Here is a 16597-nt window from a genome sequence, read left to right on the forward strand (position 1 = left end):
CTACAAGGAGACCCCGCAGGCCGACCCGGCTGCGCGGGACCGCTCAACGGTTTTCCGTCTGCTTGCCCGCGTGCTGCGCTTACCGGCCCTGCACGAGGTCTCCCTGGTTATCCCGCTTTTGCCCGGCGCTCGCGCTCCGGGCATCTCGTGCAGTCTGGGTTGACTTTTTGACAGGGTATGGAGGAGATGATGAAGAAAGCTTTGGTCGCGGCCGCGCTGATGGCTGCTGGGGTGGTGACGGCGCACGCGCAGAGCAGCGTCACGCTGTACGGCCGCCTGGATGCCGGCATCGAGTACATGAACGGCCTGCAAAACGGCCACCAAGTGCGCGCGGAAAGCGGTGACTGGGGCACGAGCCTGTGGGGCTTGAAGGGCACCGAAGACATCGGCGGCGGCAACAAGGTCCTGTTCCACCTCGAAGGCGCGTTCAACACGATGACGGGCGGCTTCAGCGGCTCGATCTGGGATCGTTATGCGACGGTCGGCATCTCCAACGACCGCTACGGTACGCTGCTGTTGGGTCGCGAACTCGCGATCGCCAACGGCGTGTGGGACTTCGACCCGTTCGGCCAGTCGGCCTGGTCGACGGCATCGCTGGTGCGCGGCCGCAACTGGAACAAGACCAGCAACAACGTGTCGTACCAGTCGCCGCAGTTCTACGGCCTCGACTTCTACGGCCAGTTCTCGTTCTCGAACTCGACCAGCTTCAACGGCAACACGACGGCCGGCCAACCGGGGCGCGCAATGGGCGCCCAGGTTACCTACACGAACTCGCTGTTCCAGTTGCGCGGTATCTACGACGAAACGCGCGACAGCAACGGCCGCTTCTCGGACGTGTTCAACTACTCGCGTGAATACTTCGCGGGCGTGAACGTGTTCCTCGGCCAGTTCAAGGTTCAGGCGGCCTACCAGGCCTCGCGCGCGGACGGCAGCGGCGGCCCGGCAGTGAACGCCGGCGTCACCGGCACCCAGCAGGTCTGGGGCGGCGTGACGTGGCAGGCAACGCCGGCAGCGGCGCTGATCGCGGCCGCGTACCACGTGAACGCGAACCACGGCGGCGGCAACGCGAACATCTACACGGTCGGCGGTTCGTACAACATCTCGAAGCGCACGCTGTTCGACCTGCAGGTCGCGACGGTGCGCAACAGCAAGAACGCCAACTTCGGCCTGAACGCGAACGGCGCCGGTACGGCCGTGTCGACGGGCAACCCGAATCCGGGCGGCAGCCAGACCGGCGTCTACGCCGGTATCCAGCACCTGTTCTGATCAGGCGCCGTCAAGGAACGATTCGACAACACTTTCCACGCTGCTGCGAGAGGCGCGTATCGGTGCGGTACCCAACCGGGTATCGCACCGTTTTTTATTGGCGGGGCCTGAAACGGTCCGCTGACGAATGTGGCGCTCAGACGGCCGCTTCGTTCTCTTCGCCGGTGCGGATGCGGATCACGCGCTCGACGTCCGACACGAAGATCTTGCCGTCGCCGATCTTGCCGGTACGCGCGGCGCCGATCACAGCGTCGATAACCTGATCGACCTGCGCTTCCGCGACGACCACTTCGATCTTCATCTTCGGCAGGAAATCGACGACGTATTCGGCGCCGCGATACAGCTCGGTATGCCCCTTCTGGCGACCAAAGCCCTTCACTTCCGTCACGGTCAGGCCCGTGAGACCCACTTCGGCGAGCGCTTCGCGGACTTCGTCCAGCTTGAACGGCTTGATGATGGCGGTGATGCGTTTCATGGTGGTTGTCCCCCAATGCTCGTTTGGATGAAAAATCGCGATCCCGATTGTAAGCCTGCGAGCCGCATGCGGCCCAGCCCGGCTCAATCGAGACGTTCGGTAAAACGTGACGTGATCGGGTAGCGCCAGTCGCGCCCGAATGCGCGATGCGTGACGCGGATACCGATCGGCGCCTGACGGCGCTTGTATTCGTTGATCTTGATGAGCCGCGTCACGCGCTCGACATCGGCCTGCGCATAACCGGCCGCGACGATCTCGGCGAGCGGCCGATCCTCTTCCATGTACATCCGCATGATCGCGTCGAGCACGTCGTACGGCGGCAGGCTGTCCTGGTCGGTCTGGTTCTCGCGCAGTTCGGCCGACGGCGCGCGTGTGAGGATCCGCTCGGGGATCACGTCGCGCAGTGCGTAGTCGGCCGTTTCGTTGCGATAGCGGCAGAGCCGGTACACGAGCGTCTTCGCGATGTCCTTGATCACCGCGAACCCGCCCGCCATGTCGCCGTACAGCGTACAGTAGCCGACCGCCATCTCGCTCTTGTTGCCGGTCGTCAGCACGATCGAGCCGAACTTGTTCGACAGCGCCATCAGCAGCGTGCCGCGGATGCGCGCCTGGATGTTCTCTTCCGTCGCGTCTTCCGCGCGGCCCGCGAACTCGCCGGCGAGCGATGCGCGGAATGCGTCGAACATCGGCGCGATCGCGATCTCGTCGTAGCGCACGCCGACGCGCCGCGCCATTTCCGCCGCATCGGTGGTCGAGATGTCAGCCGTGAAGCGTGACGGCATCATCACCGCGCGCACGCGCTCCGGCCCGAGCGCATCGCATGCGACAGCGAGCACCAGCGCCGAATCGACGCCGCCCGACAGCCCGATCAGCGCGCCGGGAAAGCCGTTCTTGCCGATGTAATCGCGCACGCCCGTCACGAGCGCGCGGTACACCTGTGCGTCCGTCGACAACTCGGGCGCGATCGCGCCCGGCAGCGGCCGCGCGCCGTCGAATTCGACGATCGCTTGGCCTTCGTCGAACTGCGGCATCTTCGTGACGAGCGCGCCCTGCGCGTCGAGCACGAACGAGCCGCCGTCGAACACGAGTTCGTCCTGGCCGCCGACGAGGTTCACGTACACCATCGGCAGCCCGGTTTCGCGAATCCGCGCGCGCAGGATGTCGAAGCGCACCGCTTCCTTGTTCATGTGATACGGCGAGCCGTTCGGGATCAGCAGCACCTGCGCGCCGGCCGCCTTCGCGATCTGCGCGGCCGACGCATGCCATGCATCCTCGCAGATGATCACGCCGTATTTCACGCCGTTCAGCTCGAACACGAGCGGCTCGGCGTCCGTCGCGAAGTAGCGCTTCTCGTCGAACACCTCGGCGTTCGGCAGATCCTGCTTGCGGTAGGTGCCGACGATCTCGCCGCCGACGATCAGCGATACCGCGTTGAAGGTATCGGTGGGCGGCACACCGCGCTCGATCGGGCGGTTTGCATTACCATCGACGGCTGGCGCGCCTTCGCCCGCGCCGCGCAGCGGATGGCCGACCAGCACCGCGAGCCCGTCGAACGCCTTCAGCGCGTCGGCCAGGGCATCGAGCGCAGCGGCCGCCGCCGCGTAGAACGCGGGGCGCAGCAGCAGGTCTTCCGGCGGATAGCCGGACAGCGCGAGTTCGGGCGCGACCATCAGCTGCGCACCATCGTTGTGCGCGGCGCGCGCGGCCGCGACGATCCGCGCGACGTTGCCGGCGAAATCGCCGACGGTGACGTTGATCTGGGCGAGAGCGAGTCGGGTCTTCATGGCGGGATCGGCGCAGCCCGGCGGCGCGCCCTGAACGGCTGACGAAATCGTCCCGGTGCGGGCCGCGCAGGCCTTCGCATCCGGCGACACAGAACGGTACGGATTCACGCTTGAAACACGAACGCATCGATTATCGCACGGGCATCCTGTCGTCCCCCGCGGAGGTACCGGCCGACGAATGGAACGCGCTGCTCGCCCGCGACGCGCAGCCGACGCCGTTCCTGCGCCACGAATTCCTCGACGCGCTGCACGTCGCGCGCTGCGCGGTCGACGATACCGGCTGGTCGCCGCACTTCGTCACGCTGACCGACGAGCGCACCGGCCGCCTCGCGGCCGCCGCGCCCGTCTACGCGAAGCAGCATTCGTACGGCGAATATGTATTCGACTGGGCCTGGGCCGACGCGTACCAGCGCAATGACCTGCCCTACTACCCGAAGCTGCTGTGCGCGGTGCCGTTCACGCCCGTGCAGGGCACGCGCCTGCTCGCGGCCGACGACGACGCGCGCCGCCGGCTCGCGGCCACGCTGCTCGCATTCGCCGAACAGAGCGACGTGTCGTCGCTGCACGTGCTGTTTCCGACCGGCGACGAAGCCGCGCTCCTCGAATCGATGGGGATGATGCTGCGCGAAGGCGTGCAGTTCCACTGGCTCAACGACGGCTATCGCCACTTCGACGATTTCCTCGGCACGCTCGAGCAGAAGAAGCGCAAGAACATCCGTGCGGAGCGGCGCAAGGTGCACGACGCGGGTGTGACGTTCCGGCGACTGACCGGCGATCAAATCACCGACGCCGACTGGCGCTTCTTCTCGCGCTGCTACCGGCAGACCTACCGCGAACACTATTCGAGCCCGTACCTGAACCTCGATTTCTTCCGCACGATCGGCGCGACGATGCCCGAGAACCTGCTGCTCGTGATCGCGGAAGCCGACGGCCAGCCGATCGCGAGCGCCCTCGCTGTCTACCGGCTCGGCGAAAACGGCGGCGGCACGCTGTACGGCCGCTACTGGGGCGCGCTCGAGCACGTGCCCTGCCTGCATTTCGAAACGGCGTACTACCAGCTGCTCGAATTCTGCATCGAGGCCGGGCTCGATACGTTCGAAGGCGGCGCTCAGGGCGAACACAAACTCGCGCGCGGTTTCCTGCCGACCGTCACGCACTCCGCGCACTGGCTCGCGCACCCGGCGTTCTCGGATGCCGTCGCGCGCTTTCTCGAACGCGAGACCGAGCATATCCACGCGTACGTCGACGAGTTGCGCGAACACGATCCGTTCAGGCGCAGCGCCGAGTAGCGGCGGCACGCCGAGCCGCTCGAGCGACGGACACGGCGACCGCTGGCGTTGATGCACGCGTTTTCTGAGACACTGGCGGCTTCGCATCCCGCCGCCCTGCCATGTCCTGGTTTCTGTATCTGATCGAATGCGCCGACGACAGCGTCTACACGGGCATCACGACCGACGTCGCCGCGCGCTTCGACGAGCATGCTTCCGGCAAGGGCGCGCGCTACACGCGCTCGCGCAAGCCGCGCGCGGTGCTCGCGTCGTTTCCGCTGCCCGACCGGTCGATCGCATCGCGTGCCGAGTACTGGGTGAAGCGGCTCACGGCCGCGCAGAAACGCGAGCTGGCGGCCGGGATCCGAACGCTCGAGTCGGTGTTGCCGGCCGGGACGTCGATCGACGGGAACATCGATGCGGCCGGGTTGAAGGCCGGTACGCGCGGGCGGAAAAAAGCCAAGGAGCAGTCTGCCGACATCGCGACCCGGACCGCCGAAACGGACAAGCCCCTCAAGAAAGCCGCGAAGGCCGGGAATGGCGTGGAAGCATCCGCGTCCGCAAAGACCGCGAAACGCGGACAAGCCGGGCAGGCGCCCACCAAGACAAAGGCCACGCCCGCCACGAAGCGTGCGAAGACCGACGACGCTGCCAAGTTGAAAACGACCGCGTCGCGCGGCAAGTCGGGCACGAAGGCCATGAAGGCCACACCGAAGCAGAAAGCGCCGGTAGCCGGCGGCCAGTCCGTCGCAAAGCCACGCACCGACGTTGCTTGCGCACCGACGCGCAGCCGTGCATCGGCAACAAAGGCCACCACCGACACAGTCGAAACCCCAGCGACTCCCGTCACCGCCGCACGCCGTGCAACGAGCGCGAAACGTGCGAGGACCGCACCGAACGCCACCGCCCTGCCCGAGTCAGCCCCGGCCCGCGCACGCGCACACAAGAAGGCCACCCCAGGCGCCAAACCGCGCACAAAACAAAACCGCGCGGCCTCCTGAGGAGACACGCGCGGTTTGCGTTTCGCACGAACCGGCCATCGGCCGGTACGTTGCTTACTTCTTGTAGTTCGCTGCGCCGTCGGTGATTTCCTTGTGCGCGGCTTCGATGCCGGCCCAGCCTTCGACCTTCACCCACTTGCCCTTCTCGAGCGCCTTGTATTGCTCGAAGAAGTGCTTGATCTGGTCCTTCAGGTACTCGGGCACGTCGTCGATCGACTTCAGGTTGGCCGTCATCGGGCAGACCTTGTCGTGCGGCACCGCGACCAGCTTCGCGTCGACGCCCGACTCGTCGGTCATCTGCAGCATGCCGAGCACGCGCGAACGCACGATCGAGCCGGCCAGCAGCGGGAACGGCGTGATCACCAGCACGTCGACCGGATCGCCGTCACCCGACAGCGTCTGCGGGATGTAGCCGTAGTTCACCGGATAGCGCATGCCCGTGCCGATGAAACGGTCGACGACGAGAAGGCCCAGTTCCTTGTCCGCCTCGTACTTCACCGGGTCGCTTTGCGCGGGAATCTCGATGATCACGTTGAAATCTTGCGGCAGGTCCTTGCCGGCCGGAACATGATTGAAGCTCATGAGCACTCTCTGTAGGTCGATGGGAATTCGGGACAGGGCGCCGCGGCCGATACATCGCCGCAGGCGTCCCCCAACGGAATGCGCCATTATAGCCAATCGACCGGTGGCGTCCGGATGACGATCGGCGCGATAATCGTTCCGGATGTCCGGCCGTCGAACCACAGGAGCAGGCATGGAAGAGGCGAAGCACTTCATCGCGGGCGAATGGACGTTGCCTGCGCAACTGGAAACCATCGCGGTCGTCGATCCCTCCGACGGCCAGCCGTTCGCGACGATCGCCCGCGGCACGGCGCCCGACATCGAGCGCGCGGTCGCCGCGGCCCGCGACGCATTCGCGGGCCCGTGGGGCGCCAAAAGCGCCGCCGAGCGCGGCCGCGTGCTGATGCGGCTGTCGGCACGCGTGGCCGATTCCATCGAGGAACTCGCGACGATCGAGGCTCGCGACACCGGCAAGCCGCTGAAGCAAGCGCGCGCCGATGCCGCCGCGCTCGCGCGCTACTTCGAGTTCTACGCGGGCGCCGCCGACAAGCTGCACGGCGAAACCCTCCCCTATCAAGCAGGCTACACGGTGCTGACGGTGCGCGAGCCGCACGGCGTCACAGGCCACATCGTGCCGTGGAACTACCCGATGCAGATCTTCGGGCGCAGCGTCGGCGCCGCGCTCGCGGCCGGCAACGCATGCGTCGTCAAGCCGGCCGAGGATGCGTGCCTGTCGTTGTTGCGCGTCGCCGAGCTGGCCGCCGAGGCCGGGCTGCCGGCCGGTGCGCTCAACATCGTCACCGGCTACGGCCATGAAGCGGGTGCCGCGCTCGCGCGCCATCCCGGCATCGATCACATCTCGTTCACCGGTTCCCCGGCCACCGGCAAGCTGGTCACGCAGATGGCGGCCGAGAACCACGTACCCGTCACGCTCGAACTCGGCGGCAAGTCGCCGCAGATCGTGTTCGCCGATGCCGATCTCGAAGCGGCGCTGCCCGTGCTCGTGTCGGCGATCGTGCAGAACGGCGGGCAGACCTGCTCGGCCGGCAGCCGCGTGCTGATCGAGCGCGCGGTGTACGAGCCGCTCGTCGAGCGGCTCGCCACCGCGTTCAACGGGCTGCGCGTCGGCCCGAGCCGCGCCGATCTCGACTGCGGCCCGTTGATCAACGCGAAGCAGCAGCAGCGCGTGTGGGATTTCCTGTCCGACGCGCAGCACGACGGCATTCCGATGGCCGCGCACGGGCAGGTCGTCGCCGACGCGCCCGAAAGCGGCTTCTATCAAGCGCCCGCGCTGTTGCGCGACGTGCCGCCGTCGCACCGGCTCGCGCAGGAGGAAGTGTTCGGCCCCGTGCTCGCCGCGATGCGGTTCGTCGACGAAGACGAAGCCGTCGCGCTGGCGAACGGCACGCCGTACGGCCTCGTCGCGGGCATCTGGACGCGCGACGGCGCACGCCAGATGCGTCTCGCCCGGCGCCTGCGGGCGGGCCAGGTATTCATCAACAACTATGGTGCGGGCGGCGGCGTCGAGCTGCCGTTCGGCGGTGTCGGCCATTCAGGGCATGGCCGCGAGAAAGGCTTCGAGGCGCTGTACGGCTTCACCGCGCTGAAAACGATCGCGATCCGGCACGGCTGAACACGCGACACGCGACACGCGGCCGGTAGCGACCGGCCGCATGCCGAAGCACGACGACACTCATATCCAGCACAGGAGACAGACCATGCGGTTGAGCGGCAAGACGGCAATCGTCACGGGCGGCGGCTCGGGGTTCGGCGAAGGCATCGCGAAGACGTATGCGCGCGAAGGCGCGAACGTCGTCGTCAACGACCTGAACGGCGCGGCAGCCGAGCGCGTCGCGAGCGAGATCGCGCTCGCGGGCGGCAAGGCAATCGCGGTGGCCGGCGACGTGTCACGGCAGGACGACTGGCACGCGCTGCTGCAGGCCGCGCTCGACGATTTCCACGCGGTGCAGATCGTCGTGAACAACGCGGGCACCACGCATCGCAACAAGCCGGTGCTCGACGTGACGGAAGCCGAATTCGACCGCGTGTACGCGGTCAACATGAAGAGCCTGTTCTGGTGCGTGCAGACCTTCGTTCCGTACTTCCGCGAACAGGGCGGCGGCGTCTTCGTGAACGTCGCGTCGACGGCCGGCGTGCGGCCGCGGCCGGGCCTCGTCTGGTACAACAGCACGAAGGGCGCGATGATCACCGCGAGCAAGTCGCTCGCGGCCGAGCTCGGTGCCGACCGCATCCGCGTGAACTGCATCAACCCCGTGCTCGGCGAAACCGCGTTGATGACCGAGTTCATGGGCTGCGAGGATACCCCCGAGAACCGCAGCCGCTTCCTCGCGACGATCCCGCTCGGCCGCTTCTCGACGCCGCAGGACATCGCGAACGCGGCACTGTACCTGGCATCCGACGAGGCCGAGTTCATCACGGGCGTCTGCCTCGAAGTCGACGGCGGGCGCTGCATCTAGCTGCATCTAGCCGCATCCGTCGCGCCGCGCCCGGGCTCGCCGGCCGGCACGACATCCACGCATTGCTTCGCACGAAACCGGATCGGCCGCCGATGCGCCGGTTCCGGTCAACAACAAAACCAGGAGACAACATGGCAACATCGACGCAGTCGCTGCCGGGTTCGTCCGGCGCATTCGAGGAAGCAACCTATCGCAAGGTGTCGTGGCGGCTCGTGCCGCTTCTGCTGCTGTGCTACGTGGTCGCCTATCTCGACCGTGTGAACGTCGGGTTCGCGAAGCTGCAGATGGCGAGCGACCTGAACCTCAGCGACACCGTCTACGGGCTCGGCGCCGGGATCTTCTTCTTCGGCTATTTCCTCTTCGAAGTGCCGAGCAACATCATCCTGCACAAGGTCGGCGCGCGCGTGTGGATCGCACGCATCATGGCGACGTGGGGCGTGATCTCGATCCTGACGATGTTCGTCACGACGCCCGCGATGTTCTACGTGATGCGCTTCCTGCTCGGCGTCGCCGAGGCAGGCTTCTTCCCCGGCGTGATCCTCTACCTCACCTACTGGTATCCCGCGCACCGGCGCGGCCGGATGACGACGTTCTTCATGACGGCCGTCGCGTTGTCCGGCGTGATCGGCGGACCGCTCTCGGGCTTCATCCTGAAGGCGTTCGACGGCATGAGCGGGTGGCACGGCTGGCAATGGCTGTTCCTGCTCGAAGGCATCCCGTCGGTGCTGGTCGGCGTGCTCGTGTTCTTCAAGCTCGACGAGCGAATCGCGAAGGCGAAGTGGCTGACCGACGAGGAAAAGGCGCTGCTCACCCGCAACGTCGACGCGGAGGAAGCGACCAAGGAAGACCTGCCGCTCGGCGCCGTGATGTCGAGCCCGCGCGTGTGGCTGATGGCGCTGATCTATTTCTCGTTCGTGATGGGGCTCTACGGCGTCGGCTTCTGGCTGCCGACGATCATCAAGGCTACCGGCGTGACCGACACGTTCATGATCGGCCTGCTGTCGGCGATTCCGTATGCGGCCGCGGTGGTCGCGATGATCCTGATCGCACGCAGCGCGGACCGGCACCGCGAACGCCGCTGGCACGTCGCGATTCCGGCCGCGATCGGCGCGCTCGGGCTCGTGCTGTCGGTGATCTGGGCGCACCAGACCGCGCTCGCGATGCTCGGCCTCACGCTCGCGACGATCGGCATCCTGACCACGCTGCCGCTGTTCTGGAGCCTGCCGACCGCGTTCCTCGGCGGTACGGCGGCCGCGGCCGGTATCGCGATGATCAACTCGATCGGCAACCTCGCCGGCTTCCTGAGCCCGTACATGATGGGCTGGCTCAAGCAGGCAACGGGCGCCAACGATTCGGGCATGGTCGTGCTCGCCGGGTTCCTCGTGCTCGGCGGGCTGCTCGCGCTGTCGGTGCCGAAGCGGCTGGTCGACAAATGATGCGGGGCGCATCGGCGCCCCCTGCCGGCGGATGATCCGCCCCCGAAACGCCCCGCTGGCCGGAACCGCTCCGGCCAGCGGGGCGTTTCTGCTTCCACGTGGGTGCCGCCCGGACGATGCAGGCTCGGCATCCCGCTAGCGCTGATGCCATGATTTCCGCAATCTTCCCTATCGATCCGAATTTCATGGAACAATATGGAAGATATTGAGCACCGCGAGCCAATCATGCTCCATACCGTTGAAGAGTCCGCCGCCCGCCTGCGCCTCCACCCGAAGACCGTCCTGCGCTTCATTCGCGAGGGCAAGCTGCGTGCAACGCGGGTCGGCCGCGCCTACCGCATCCTCGACACCGACCTCGCCGCGTTCGCGCGAACCGAGCCGGCCGCGCCCGTGCCGCGTGTGGTGCGCGTCACCAGCATCGTCGACATTCCGGACGCGTCGCAGTCGCTGCACCAGTACCTGTCGCGATCGCTGCATGCGATGGCGTCCGGCCGCACGTCGTACGTCGACTCCGTGCGGATCGACGTCGCGTTCGATCCCGCCGCGAGCCAGGTCAAGATCATCGTCGCCGCGACGCCAGCCGACACGGCCGCGCTGATGTCGTCGCTCGAGGCGCTGCTGCAGCAAAGCGGTACATGAGCGCGATCTTCAGGTCGCCGCACCATGCACGCGCCATTCGCGCGGCTTACGAAGCCGCGCTGTCGCACTGGCCGGCCGGGCATCGACGCGTCACGGTGCAGACGCGCCATGGCGCGACGCACGTGATCGCCTGCGGCCCCGAACACGCGCCGCCGGTCGTGCTGATCCACGGCGCGCAGACGACGGCGGCGAGCTGGCAGCACTACGCGGCCGCATGGTCTGCGCACTTCCGGCTCTACGCGATCGACGTGATCGGCGAAGCGGGACCGAGCGCGCCGTCGCGGCCGCCGCTCGCGGGCGACGCGCATGCGCAGTGGCTCGACGACGTGCTGGACGGCCTGCAGGTGCCGCGCGCCGCGTTCGTCGGCATCTCGCTCGGCGCGCGAACGGCGCTCGACTTCACGTTGCGGCGGCCGGCACGCGTGACGCGGCTCGCGCTGCTCTGCCCGTCCGGCATCGGCCGGCAGAAGCCGTTTCTGTGGTGGGCGCTGCCGCTGTTGCTGCTCGGCGATGCCGGGCGCGCATGCGTGCGACGGCGCGTGCTCGGCCGTCTGCCGCCTGCGTCGACGCCGGCCGAGCGTGACACGCTCGCGCTGATGCGTGCTGTCGATCGTGGGTTTCGCCCGCGTATCGAACCGATCCCCGTGTTTCCCGACAACGTGCTGCGCACGCTGTCGGCGCCCACGCTCGCGATCGTCGGCGGCCGCGACGTGATGCTCGATTCGCGAGACACGCGTGATCGCCTGACGTGTCTCGTGCCGCACGCGCAGGTCCTGTTTCTTCCCGAGCAGCCCCACTTCATCCGCGGGCAGCGCGACTGCGTGCTCGCGTTTCTCGCATCGACGGAATCCATCGACATGCACCACCGAATCGTCCAGGCAGCCGGCAGCCGCGTGCTGGTCCGTGATCCCTCCGCCGCTCGCGTGCAGCGGGAAAGCGATGCACTCGACCTCGTCGCCCTCGCGCACGAGCACGAAGCCGACTGGGTCGCGGTGCCCGCGGACGCGCTGCACGACGATTTCTATCGGCTCGAAAGCGGCCTCGCGGGCGCCGTCCTGCAGAAGCTCGTCAACTACGGCGTCAGGCTCGGCGTGGTCGGCGACATCGAGCACTGGCTCTCGCGCAGCGAAGCGTTCCGCGCACTCGTGCGCGAATCCAATCGCGGGCAGTCGGTGTGGTTCGTCGCCAGCGAGGACGACCTGCTGCGCAAACTCGGCGCATGACGTGTCGTCCAGGCTCACCCTGGACGCAAAAAAGCCCCGACGGCCTTCCGGCATTCGGGGCTTTCTTACGCGGATTTCGCGGGCCGCCTGCAGCAGGCAGCCACACCGCCCGCGTCAGACCACGGTGATCGCGAGCGCGCTTTCGCGGTAGTGCTTTGCGGCCTTGTCGGTTTCACCGAGATGCTCGAACAGGCGCGCGAGCGCACGATGCGCACGCACCTTCAGCGCCTCGTTATCGGCGAGCTTCAGCGCCGATTCGAGGAACGACTGCGCCTTGCCCCACAGTTGCTGCTGCTGGCACAGGCGACCGAGCGCGAACAGCAGGTCGGCGTCCTCCGGGTGATCCTTCTTCCACCCTTCCGCCTTCTGGATCAGCGGCAGCGCATCGGCGCCGGCCGTATCCGGGTAACGGCGCAGCAGGCGGGCATCCCAGTTGTGCGCAAGCGCGTCCTCGACGATGCGGCGCGCTTCGTTGCGACGCTCGAGCGGAACGAGGAGATCGGCCGCGAGATCGGCGAGACGCGGCGACTGGCGCTCGACCGCCGACAGAGACTGCCACACCTCGAGCAGCGCATCCGGGTCGTGCCGGCGTTCGCGCAGCAGGTTTTCCGCAGCCTGCTGGCGCAGCCGCACGGCGGCTGCCGGATGCAGCGCCTCGCGCTTCTCGAGCGCCTTCGCAAGCTTCAGTACCTCGGCCCAGTTCTTCAACTGCTGCTGCGCGCGCAGTGCGACCTGCTGCGCATGGATACGCTTGCCGCCCGCCTGCAGGTCGGCCAGCGCGGCGAGCGCGCCGTCGGCATCGCGCGCGTCCGCGCGCATGTCGGCCGCGGCGAGCAGCCGTGCATCCTGCCATTCGGGCGCGTCGACCTTCGACAGCCAGTCGTCGCGACGCGTGTACTCGTGCATCCGGTGCGCGGCAGTCGCCGCGACGAGACTCGCCGCACCCTGGTTCGCGTCGACCGACAGCGCTTCACGCGCGGCCTTCTCCGCGCGCGAGAAGCGGCCCGCGTACAGGTTCGCAATCGCGTCGCGCAGCGATGCCTGCGCCTTCTCGTTGCGCGAACGCGCCCGATACGCGGCGACCCGCTGCGGCATGCGCCAGATGTTGCGCACGATGCGCAGCAGCGCATACACGACGATGAACAGCACGACGATGGCGATCACGAACAGGTTCAGCGACACGTCGATCCGGTACGGCGGATAGACGAGCAGCACCTGCCCCGCGTCGAAACGGCCAACGGTGGCGAGCGCAGCGGCGATCGCGAACAGGACCGCGAGCCAGACGATTCCTCGAAGCGTCATCGTTACCCCCGGCTCTTGAACTGCTGAACGGCGTTCAGGCTCGTGTTCAGGTTCGGCACCGCGACCGTCAGCGACGCGCCGTCAACCTGCTTGAGCAGATCCTCGACGGTCTGCGTGTCCTTCGATGCCTGGTCGAAATACTTCCCGAGCGACGCCTGCGCGGCGTGCAGGTCGGCCTTCATCGCGCTGTCGTTGCGCGCGAGCAGCGACAGGCGCGCGGTCAGCAGGCGCAGCTTCACGTTCTCACGCACGAAGTAGCCCTGGTCGGGTGACGCGAGCATCGCGTCCGCGTTGTCGATCCGGCGCACCTGCACGAGCCCCTTCAACTGCTGGCCGAGACCGGCCGAGAAGTCGTGCCACCACACCTTCCAGCGCGGCTCGCCGGCCACGGCCGACGACGCGGCATCGGCCGGCGCGGCCTTCGGTGCTTCGTGCGGGACGATCGCCTCGCCGGACAGCGGCAGCGCGTCGATCTTCGCGATCGCATCGTCGAGCTTGATCGCAAGGCCCGTCAGATCGGCCGCCGGTGCGGCCTTCAGCTTCTCGATGTCCAGCGCGAGCGCCTTGCGCACCGTGACGGCCTGCGCGCTCTGCGAGGTCGCGAGGCGCGCATCGGCGTTCTGCAACGCGATCAGCGCGAGCTGCGTGTTGCCGGTCAGTTGAAGCTGCTGGCTCGCGCTCGACAACATCTGGTCGACTTCCTCGAGCATCCACGCATCGCGGTTGCGCGACAGGTCCTGGTATTGCTGCTGCAACGCCTGCTGCGCGCTCTGCGCGTCGGCGAGCTTGCCGTCGAGCTGCGCGAGCTGCGTGTCGACCTGGTGCGTGCTCGCCAGCGCCTGCTCGGTCTTCATCCGCGTTTCGGCTGTCTGCGCGTCGAGCGCCTTCTGGCGCGTCACGAACGTGCCGTCGAGCCGGTCGATCTTGCGGTTCAGCGCGTAGCCGCCGACGCCCGCCGCGCAGCCGAGCACGACGACGACGAACCACAGCACCGCGCTGCCGCCACGGCGCGCGGGCGGTTCGGACGCCATATAGGCGGGACGGGACGGCGGTGCGGAGGCCGCGGCCGGCTGGGAAGCGACGCTTTTGGAATCGTTGGTATCTGTCATGCGTTTAGTCACCGGTGCGGCTGTCGCCGGTTGGACGGCCTCGTCGGCCATCGTTCGAAACGCGCGGACGATGCGCTCATCGCCCGCGCCGGTCAGCGTAATCCTATCAAAACCCAATGCGCGCGCGGTCTGCTCGATCCGCGGATGCGGCGTGACGAGCGGCGCATGCTTCAGCGCGTCGATCTCGGCATCGTTCAGGTGCGCCCGCGCGAGTTCGTGCAGGTTGCGCACACCTTCCGAGCTCGTGACGAGCCACGCATGCGGTTCGCCGTCGAGCAGCGCGTGCACGCGCTCCCACGCGCCGACGCGCGGCTCGGGCACGACGCGCCGGTACGCGGCGACGAGCGTGACGTCCGCGCCGGCCTCGCGCAGCCGGTCGGCAAGCCATTCGCGCCCGCCGTCGCCGCGTACGATCAGTACGTGCTTGCCCGCCAGCGCCTGCGCGCCGCCGAACGCGGCCTCGATGCTCGCGAACAGGCTTTCGGAATCGTAATGGGGTACGCCTCCGTCGGCCGGCGCCTGCGGCGCGATCACGCGATGCGCGGGCGCCGCGATGCCGTGACGCTCGAGCGCCGCGACACTGCCGGGCCCGACCACGCCGACCGGCAGCGCGTTCGGCCAGATCGCGCCGTACTGCGCGAGCGCGCGGTCGATCGCGTTCGGCGACACGAAAATCACCAGCGCGTAATCGGCAAGCGCCGCGAAGGCTGCGTCGAGCGGCGCCGGATCGTCGACCGGCGCAATATCGATCAACGGGAATTCGAGCACGTCGCAGCCGGCCTCGGCCAGTTGCGACGCGAGCGCGCCGGACTGGCCGTCCGGGCGCGTCAGGACAGCGGTGAACGCGCGCGCGCCGCCCGCCATCAGGCGTCGCCCTTGCCGGCGGCCTGCGAGCCCGCGAGCAGCGCCTGGACGATCTCGAGCGCGCCTTGCGCCTCGAGTTCGTCGGACACGGCACGGCCGAGCGCGAGCGCATCGGCGACGGTCATGACGGCCCCGCATTCTTCGGCTGTCAGCACGCGCTTGCCGTCGGTCGTCGACACGCGGCCCGTCAGGTACAGTTCGCCCGCGCGCCATACCGCGTGTGCGGCGAGCGGCACCTCGCAGCTGCCGCCAAGTGCGCGCGACACCATCCGCTCGGCCTCGACCGCGAGTGCGGTCTGCGAGTCGTGCAGCGGTGCGAGCCATGCGGCGACGTCGTCGCGGTGCGAGGCGATCTCGATGCCGAGCGCGCCCTGGCCCGCGGCGGGCGGGCTCGCCTCGACGTCGAGCAGCGCGCGGATCCGCGCTTCGAGGCCGAGGCGCTTCAGGCCGGCGGCCGCGAGGATGATCGCCGCGTAATCGCCGCGATCGAGCTTCGACAGGCGCGTGTCGAGATTGCCGCGCAGCGGCAGCACGTTCAGATGCGGGTAGCGCGAGCGCAGCATCGCCTCACGGCGCAGGCTCGACGTGCCGACCACGGCGCCGGCCGGCAGCGCGTCGAGCGCCGCGTAGTCGTTCGACACGAATGCATCGCGCGGGTCTTCACGCTCCATGATCGCGGCAAGCGAGAAGCCTTCCGGCAGCGCCATCGGCACGTCCTTCAGCGAATGCACGGCGAGATCGGCGCGGCCGTCGGCCAGCGCGGCCTCCAGTTCCTTCACGAACAGGCCCTTGCCGCCGACCTTCGACAGCGTGCGATCGAGAATCTGGTCGCCGCGCGTCGTCATCCCGAGGATTTTCACGTCACAAGCTGGATATAATTTGCGCAGCGCATCACGCACATGTTCGGCTTGCCACATCGCCAGGCGGCTCTCGCGCGAAGCAATCGTCAACGTCGCGGGCGGCTGTGCCTGTTGCGGCCCGGCCGCAGGGGTCTCGGAATTCATTGCTGGAACATCGAAGGACGGGATTGAAGATCGAACAATGGTAGCACGCACGCCCCCGCCCGCCCGGGCCCGGAGCCTGCGCCCGGCCTGCCGTCGAGCGGGTCGCGGCGCCGATGTGCGGATGTGCCGCACGTAGCTGGTTGCTTGACCGCAGTTTCGCAGTTTCCGCAGTTCCTTTTGACTCGAGC

Annotated in this window: 14 protein-coding genes; 8 read left to right on the forward strand and 6 right to left on the reverse strand. The window is 67.9% G+C overall.

What is annotated here, in order from left to right; all coding sequences use genetic code 11:
* Positions 1–186: 186 nt before the first annotated feature.
* A complete protein-coding gene (locus tag ACPTTF_RS13065; RefSeq protein ID WP_166961047.1) occupies positions 187–1266 on the forward strand; it encodes a porin in 1080 nt (359 codons plus the stop codon).
* A 136-nt stretch (positions 1267–1402) separates the two neighbouring features.
* Here ACPTTF_RS13065 and ACPTTF_RS13070 read toward each other — a convergent pair whose 3' ends face one another.
* Both ACPTTF_RS13070 and ACPTTF_RS13075 read right to left on the reverse strand, forming a co-directional pair.
* Positions 1403–1741 carry a P-II family nitrogen regulator gene (locus ACPTTF_RS13070; RefSeq protein ID WP_006398637.1) on the reverse strand — a complete coding sequence of 113 codons (339 nt, stop codon included), beginning with the start codon at positions 1739–1741 and terminating at the stop codon, positions 1403–1405.
* A gap of 83 nt (positions 1742–1824) precedes the next feature.
* On the reverse strand, positions 1825–3525 hold the full coding sequence (locus ACPTTF_RS13075) for an NAD+ synthase (protein WP_423371392.1): 1701 nt from the start codon (positions 3523–3525) through the stop codon (positions 1825–1827).
* A 110-nt stretch (positions 3526–3635) separates the two neighbouring features.
* Here ACPTTF_RS13075 and ACPTTF_RS13080 point away from each other — a divergent pair, with 110 nt between their 5' ends.
* Positions 3636–4814 carry a GNAT family N-acetyltransferase gene (locus ACPTTF_RS13080; protein ID WP_423371393.1) on the forward strand — a complete coding sequence of 393 codons (1179 nt, stop codon included), beginning with the start codon at positions 3636–3638 and terminating at the stop codon, positions 4812–4814.
* 101 nt (positions 4815–4915) lie between these two features.
* Positions 4916–5794 carry a GIY-YIG nuclease family protein gene (locus tag ACPTTF_RS13085; protein WP_423371394.1) on the forward strand — a complete coding sequence of 293 codons (879 nt, stop codon included), beginning with the start codon at positions 4916–4918 and terminating at the stop codon, positions 5792–5794.
* A 54-nt stretch (positions 5795–5848) separates the two neighbouring features.
* Here the strand turns inward: ACPTTF_RS13085 and ppa are convergent, their stop codons facing one another.
* Positions 5849–6376: an inorganic diphosphatase gene (gene ppa / locus ACPTTF_RS13090; RefSeq protein ID WP_011352863.1), complete on the reverse strand. Its 528-nt coding sequence runs from the start codon at positions 6374–6376 to the stop codon at positions 5849–5851.
* 172 nt (positions 6377–6548) lie between these two features.
* On the opposite strand from ppa, the gene ACPTTF_RS13095 reads away from it, so the two are divergent.
* From ACPTTF_RS13095 to ACPTTF_RS13115, 5 genes are all read left to right on the forward strand, one after another.
* Complete coding sequence (locus tag ACPTTF_RS13095; RefSeq protein ID WP_423371395.1) at positions 6549–7988, forward strand: aldehyde dehydrogenase family protein; 1440 nt, start codon at positions 6549–6551, stop codon at positions 7986–7988.
* Between the two features lie 85 nt (positions 7989–8073).
* Entirely contained in the window at positions 8074–8832 is a 759-nt protein-coding gene (locus tag ACPTTF_RS13100; RefSeq protein ID WP_069248588.1) for an SDR family oxidoreductase, read from the forward strand.
* Positions 8833–8963: 131 nt separating this feature from the next.
* Positions 8964–10268 (forward strand): MFS transporter, encoded by a 1305-nt coding sequence (locus tag ACPTTF_RS13105; RefSeq protein WP_423371396.1) that lies wholly within the window; start codon positions 8964–8966, stop codon positions 10266–10268.
* A gap of 225 nt (positions 10269–10493) precedes the next feature.
* Entirely contained in the window at positions 10494–10907 is a 414-nt protein-coding gene (locus ACPTTF_RS13110) for a helix-turn-helix domain-containing protein (RefSeq protein WP_423371397.1), read from the forward strand.
* Positions 10904–12130 carry an alpha/beta fold hydrolase gene (locus tag ACPTTF_RS13115; RefSeq protein ID WP_423371398.1) on the forward strand — a complete coding sequence of 409 codons (1227 nt, stop codon included), beginning with the start codon at positions 10904–10906 and terminating at the stop codon, positions 12128–12130. The genes ACPTTF_RS13110 and ACPTTF_RS13115 overlap by 4 nt, the downstream gene beginning before the upstream one ends.
* Positions 12131–12244: 114 nt before the next feature.
* On the opposite strand, the gene ACPTTF_RS13120 is transcribed toward ACPTTF_RS13115, so the two are convergent.
* From ACPTTF_RS13120 to hemC, 3 genes are read right to left on the reverse strand one after another with little or no spacing between them, the layout of a single operon-like run.
* Positions 12245–13432 (reverse strand): heme biosynthesis protein HemY, encoded by a 1188-nt coding sequence (locus tag ACPTTF_RS13120; protein ID WP_166961074.1) that lies wholly within the window; start codon positions 13430–13432, stop codon positions 12245–12247.
* A gap of 2 nt (positions 13433–13434) precedes the next feature.
* Positions 13435–15405 carry a fused uroporphyrinogen-III synthase HemD/membrane protein HemX gene (gene hemDX, locus ACPTTF_RS13125; protein ID WP_423371399.1) on the reverse strand — a complete coding sequence of 657 codons (1971 nt, stop codon included), beginning with the start codon at positions 15403–15405 and terminating at the stop codon, positions 13435–13437.
* On the reverse strand, positions 15405–16409 hold the full coding sequence (gene hemC / locus ACPTTF_RS13130; RefSeq protein ID WP_423371400.1) for a hydroxymethylbilane synthase: 1005 nt from the start codon (positions 16407–16409) through the stop codon (positions 15405–15407). The genes hemDX and hemC overlap by 1 nt, the downstream gene beginning before the upstream one ends.
* Positions 16410–16597: the final 188 nt, after the last annotated feature.

The sequence above is a fragment of the Burkholderia crassaminum genome (genome assembly GCF_964265005.1).
Taxonomy (GTDB): Bacteria; Pseudomonadota; Gammaproteobacteria; order Burkholderiales; family Burkholderiaceae; genus Burkholderia.

Bases quoted from the DNA above. Each gene is read 5' to 3' on its own strand.
- ACPTTF_RS13115 (WP_423371398.1), top strand. From the start codon at position 10,904: ATGAGCGCGATCTTCAGGTCGCCGCACCATGCACGCGCCATTCGCGCG.
- ppa (WP_011352863.1), bottom strand. From the start codon at position 6,376: ATGAGCTTCAATCATGTTCCGGCCGGCAAGGACCTGCCGCAAGATTTC.
- ACPTTF_RS13105 (WP_423371396.1), top strand. From the start codon at position 8,964: ATGGCAACATCGACGCAGTCGCTGCCGGGTTCGTCCGGCGCATTCGAG.
- ACPTTF_RS13085 (WP_423371394.1), top strand. From the start codon at position 4,916: ATGTCCTGGTTTCTGTATCTGATCGAATGCGCCGACGACAGCGTCTAC.
- ACPTTF_RS13120 (WP_166961074.1), bottom strand. From the start codon at position 13,432: ATGACGCTTCGAGGAATCGTCTGGCTCGCGGTCCTGTTCGCGATCGCC.
- ACPTTF_RS13095 (WP_423371395.1), top strand. From the start codon at position 6,549: ATGGAAGAGGCGAAGCACTTCATCGCGGGCGAATGGACGTTGCCTGCG.
- ACPTTF_RS13100 (WP_069248588.1), top strand. From the start codon at position 8,074: ATGCGGTTGAGCGGCAAGACGGCAATCGTCACGGGCGGCGGCTCGGGG.
- ACPTTF_RS13070 (WP_006398637.1), bottom strand. From the start codon at position 1,741: ATGAAACGCATCACCGCCATCATCAAGCCGTTCAAGCTGGACGAAGTC.
- hemDX (WP_423371399.1), bottom strand. From the start codon at position 15,405: ATGGCGGGCGGCGCGCGCGCGTTCACCGCTGTCCTGACGCGCCCGGAC.
- hemC (WP_423371400.1), bottom strand. From the start codon at position 16,409: ATGAATTCCGAGACCCCTGCGGCCGGGCCGCAACAGGCACAGCCGCCC.
- ACPTTF_RS13075 (WP_423371392.1), bottom strand. From the start codon at position 3,525: ATGAAGACCCGACTCGCTCTCGCCCAGATCAACGTCACCGTCGGCGAT.
- ACPTTF_RS13110 (WP_423371397.1), top strand. From the start codon at position 10,494: ATGCTCCATACCGTTGAAGAGTCCGCCGCCCGCCTGCGCCTCCACCCG.
- ACPTTF_RS13065 (WP_166961047.1), top strand. From the start codon at position 187: ATGATGAAGAAAGCTTTGGTCGCGGCCGCGCTGATGGCTGCTGGGGTG.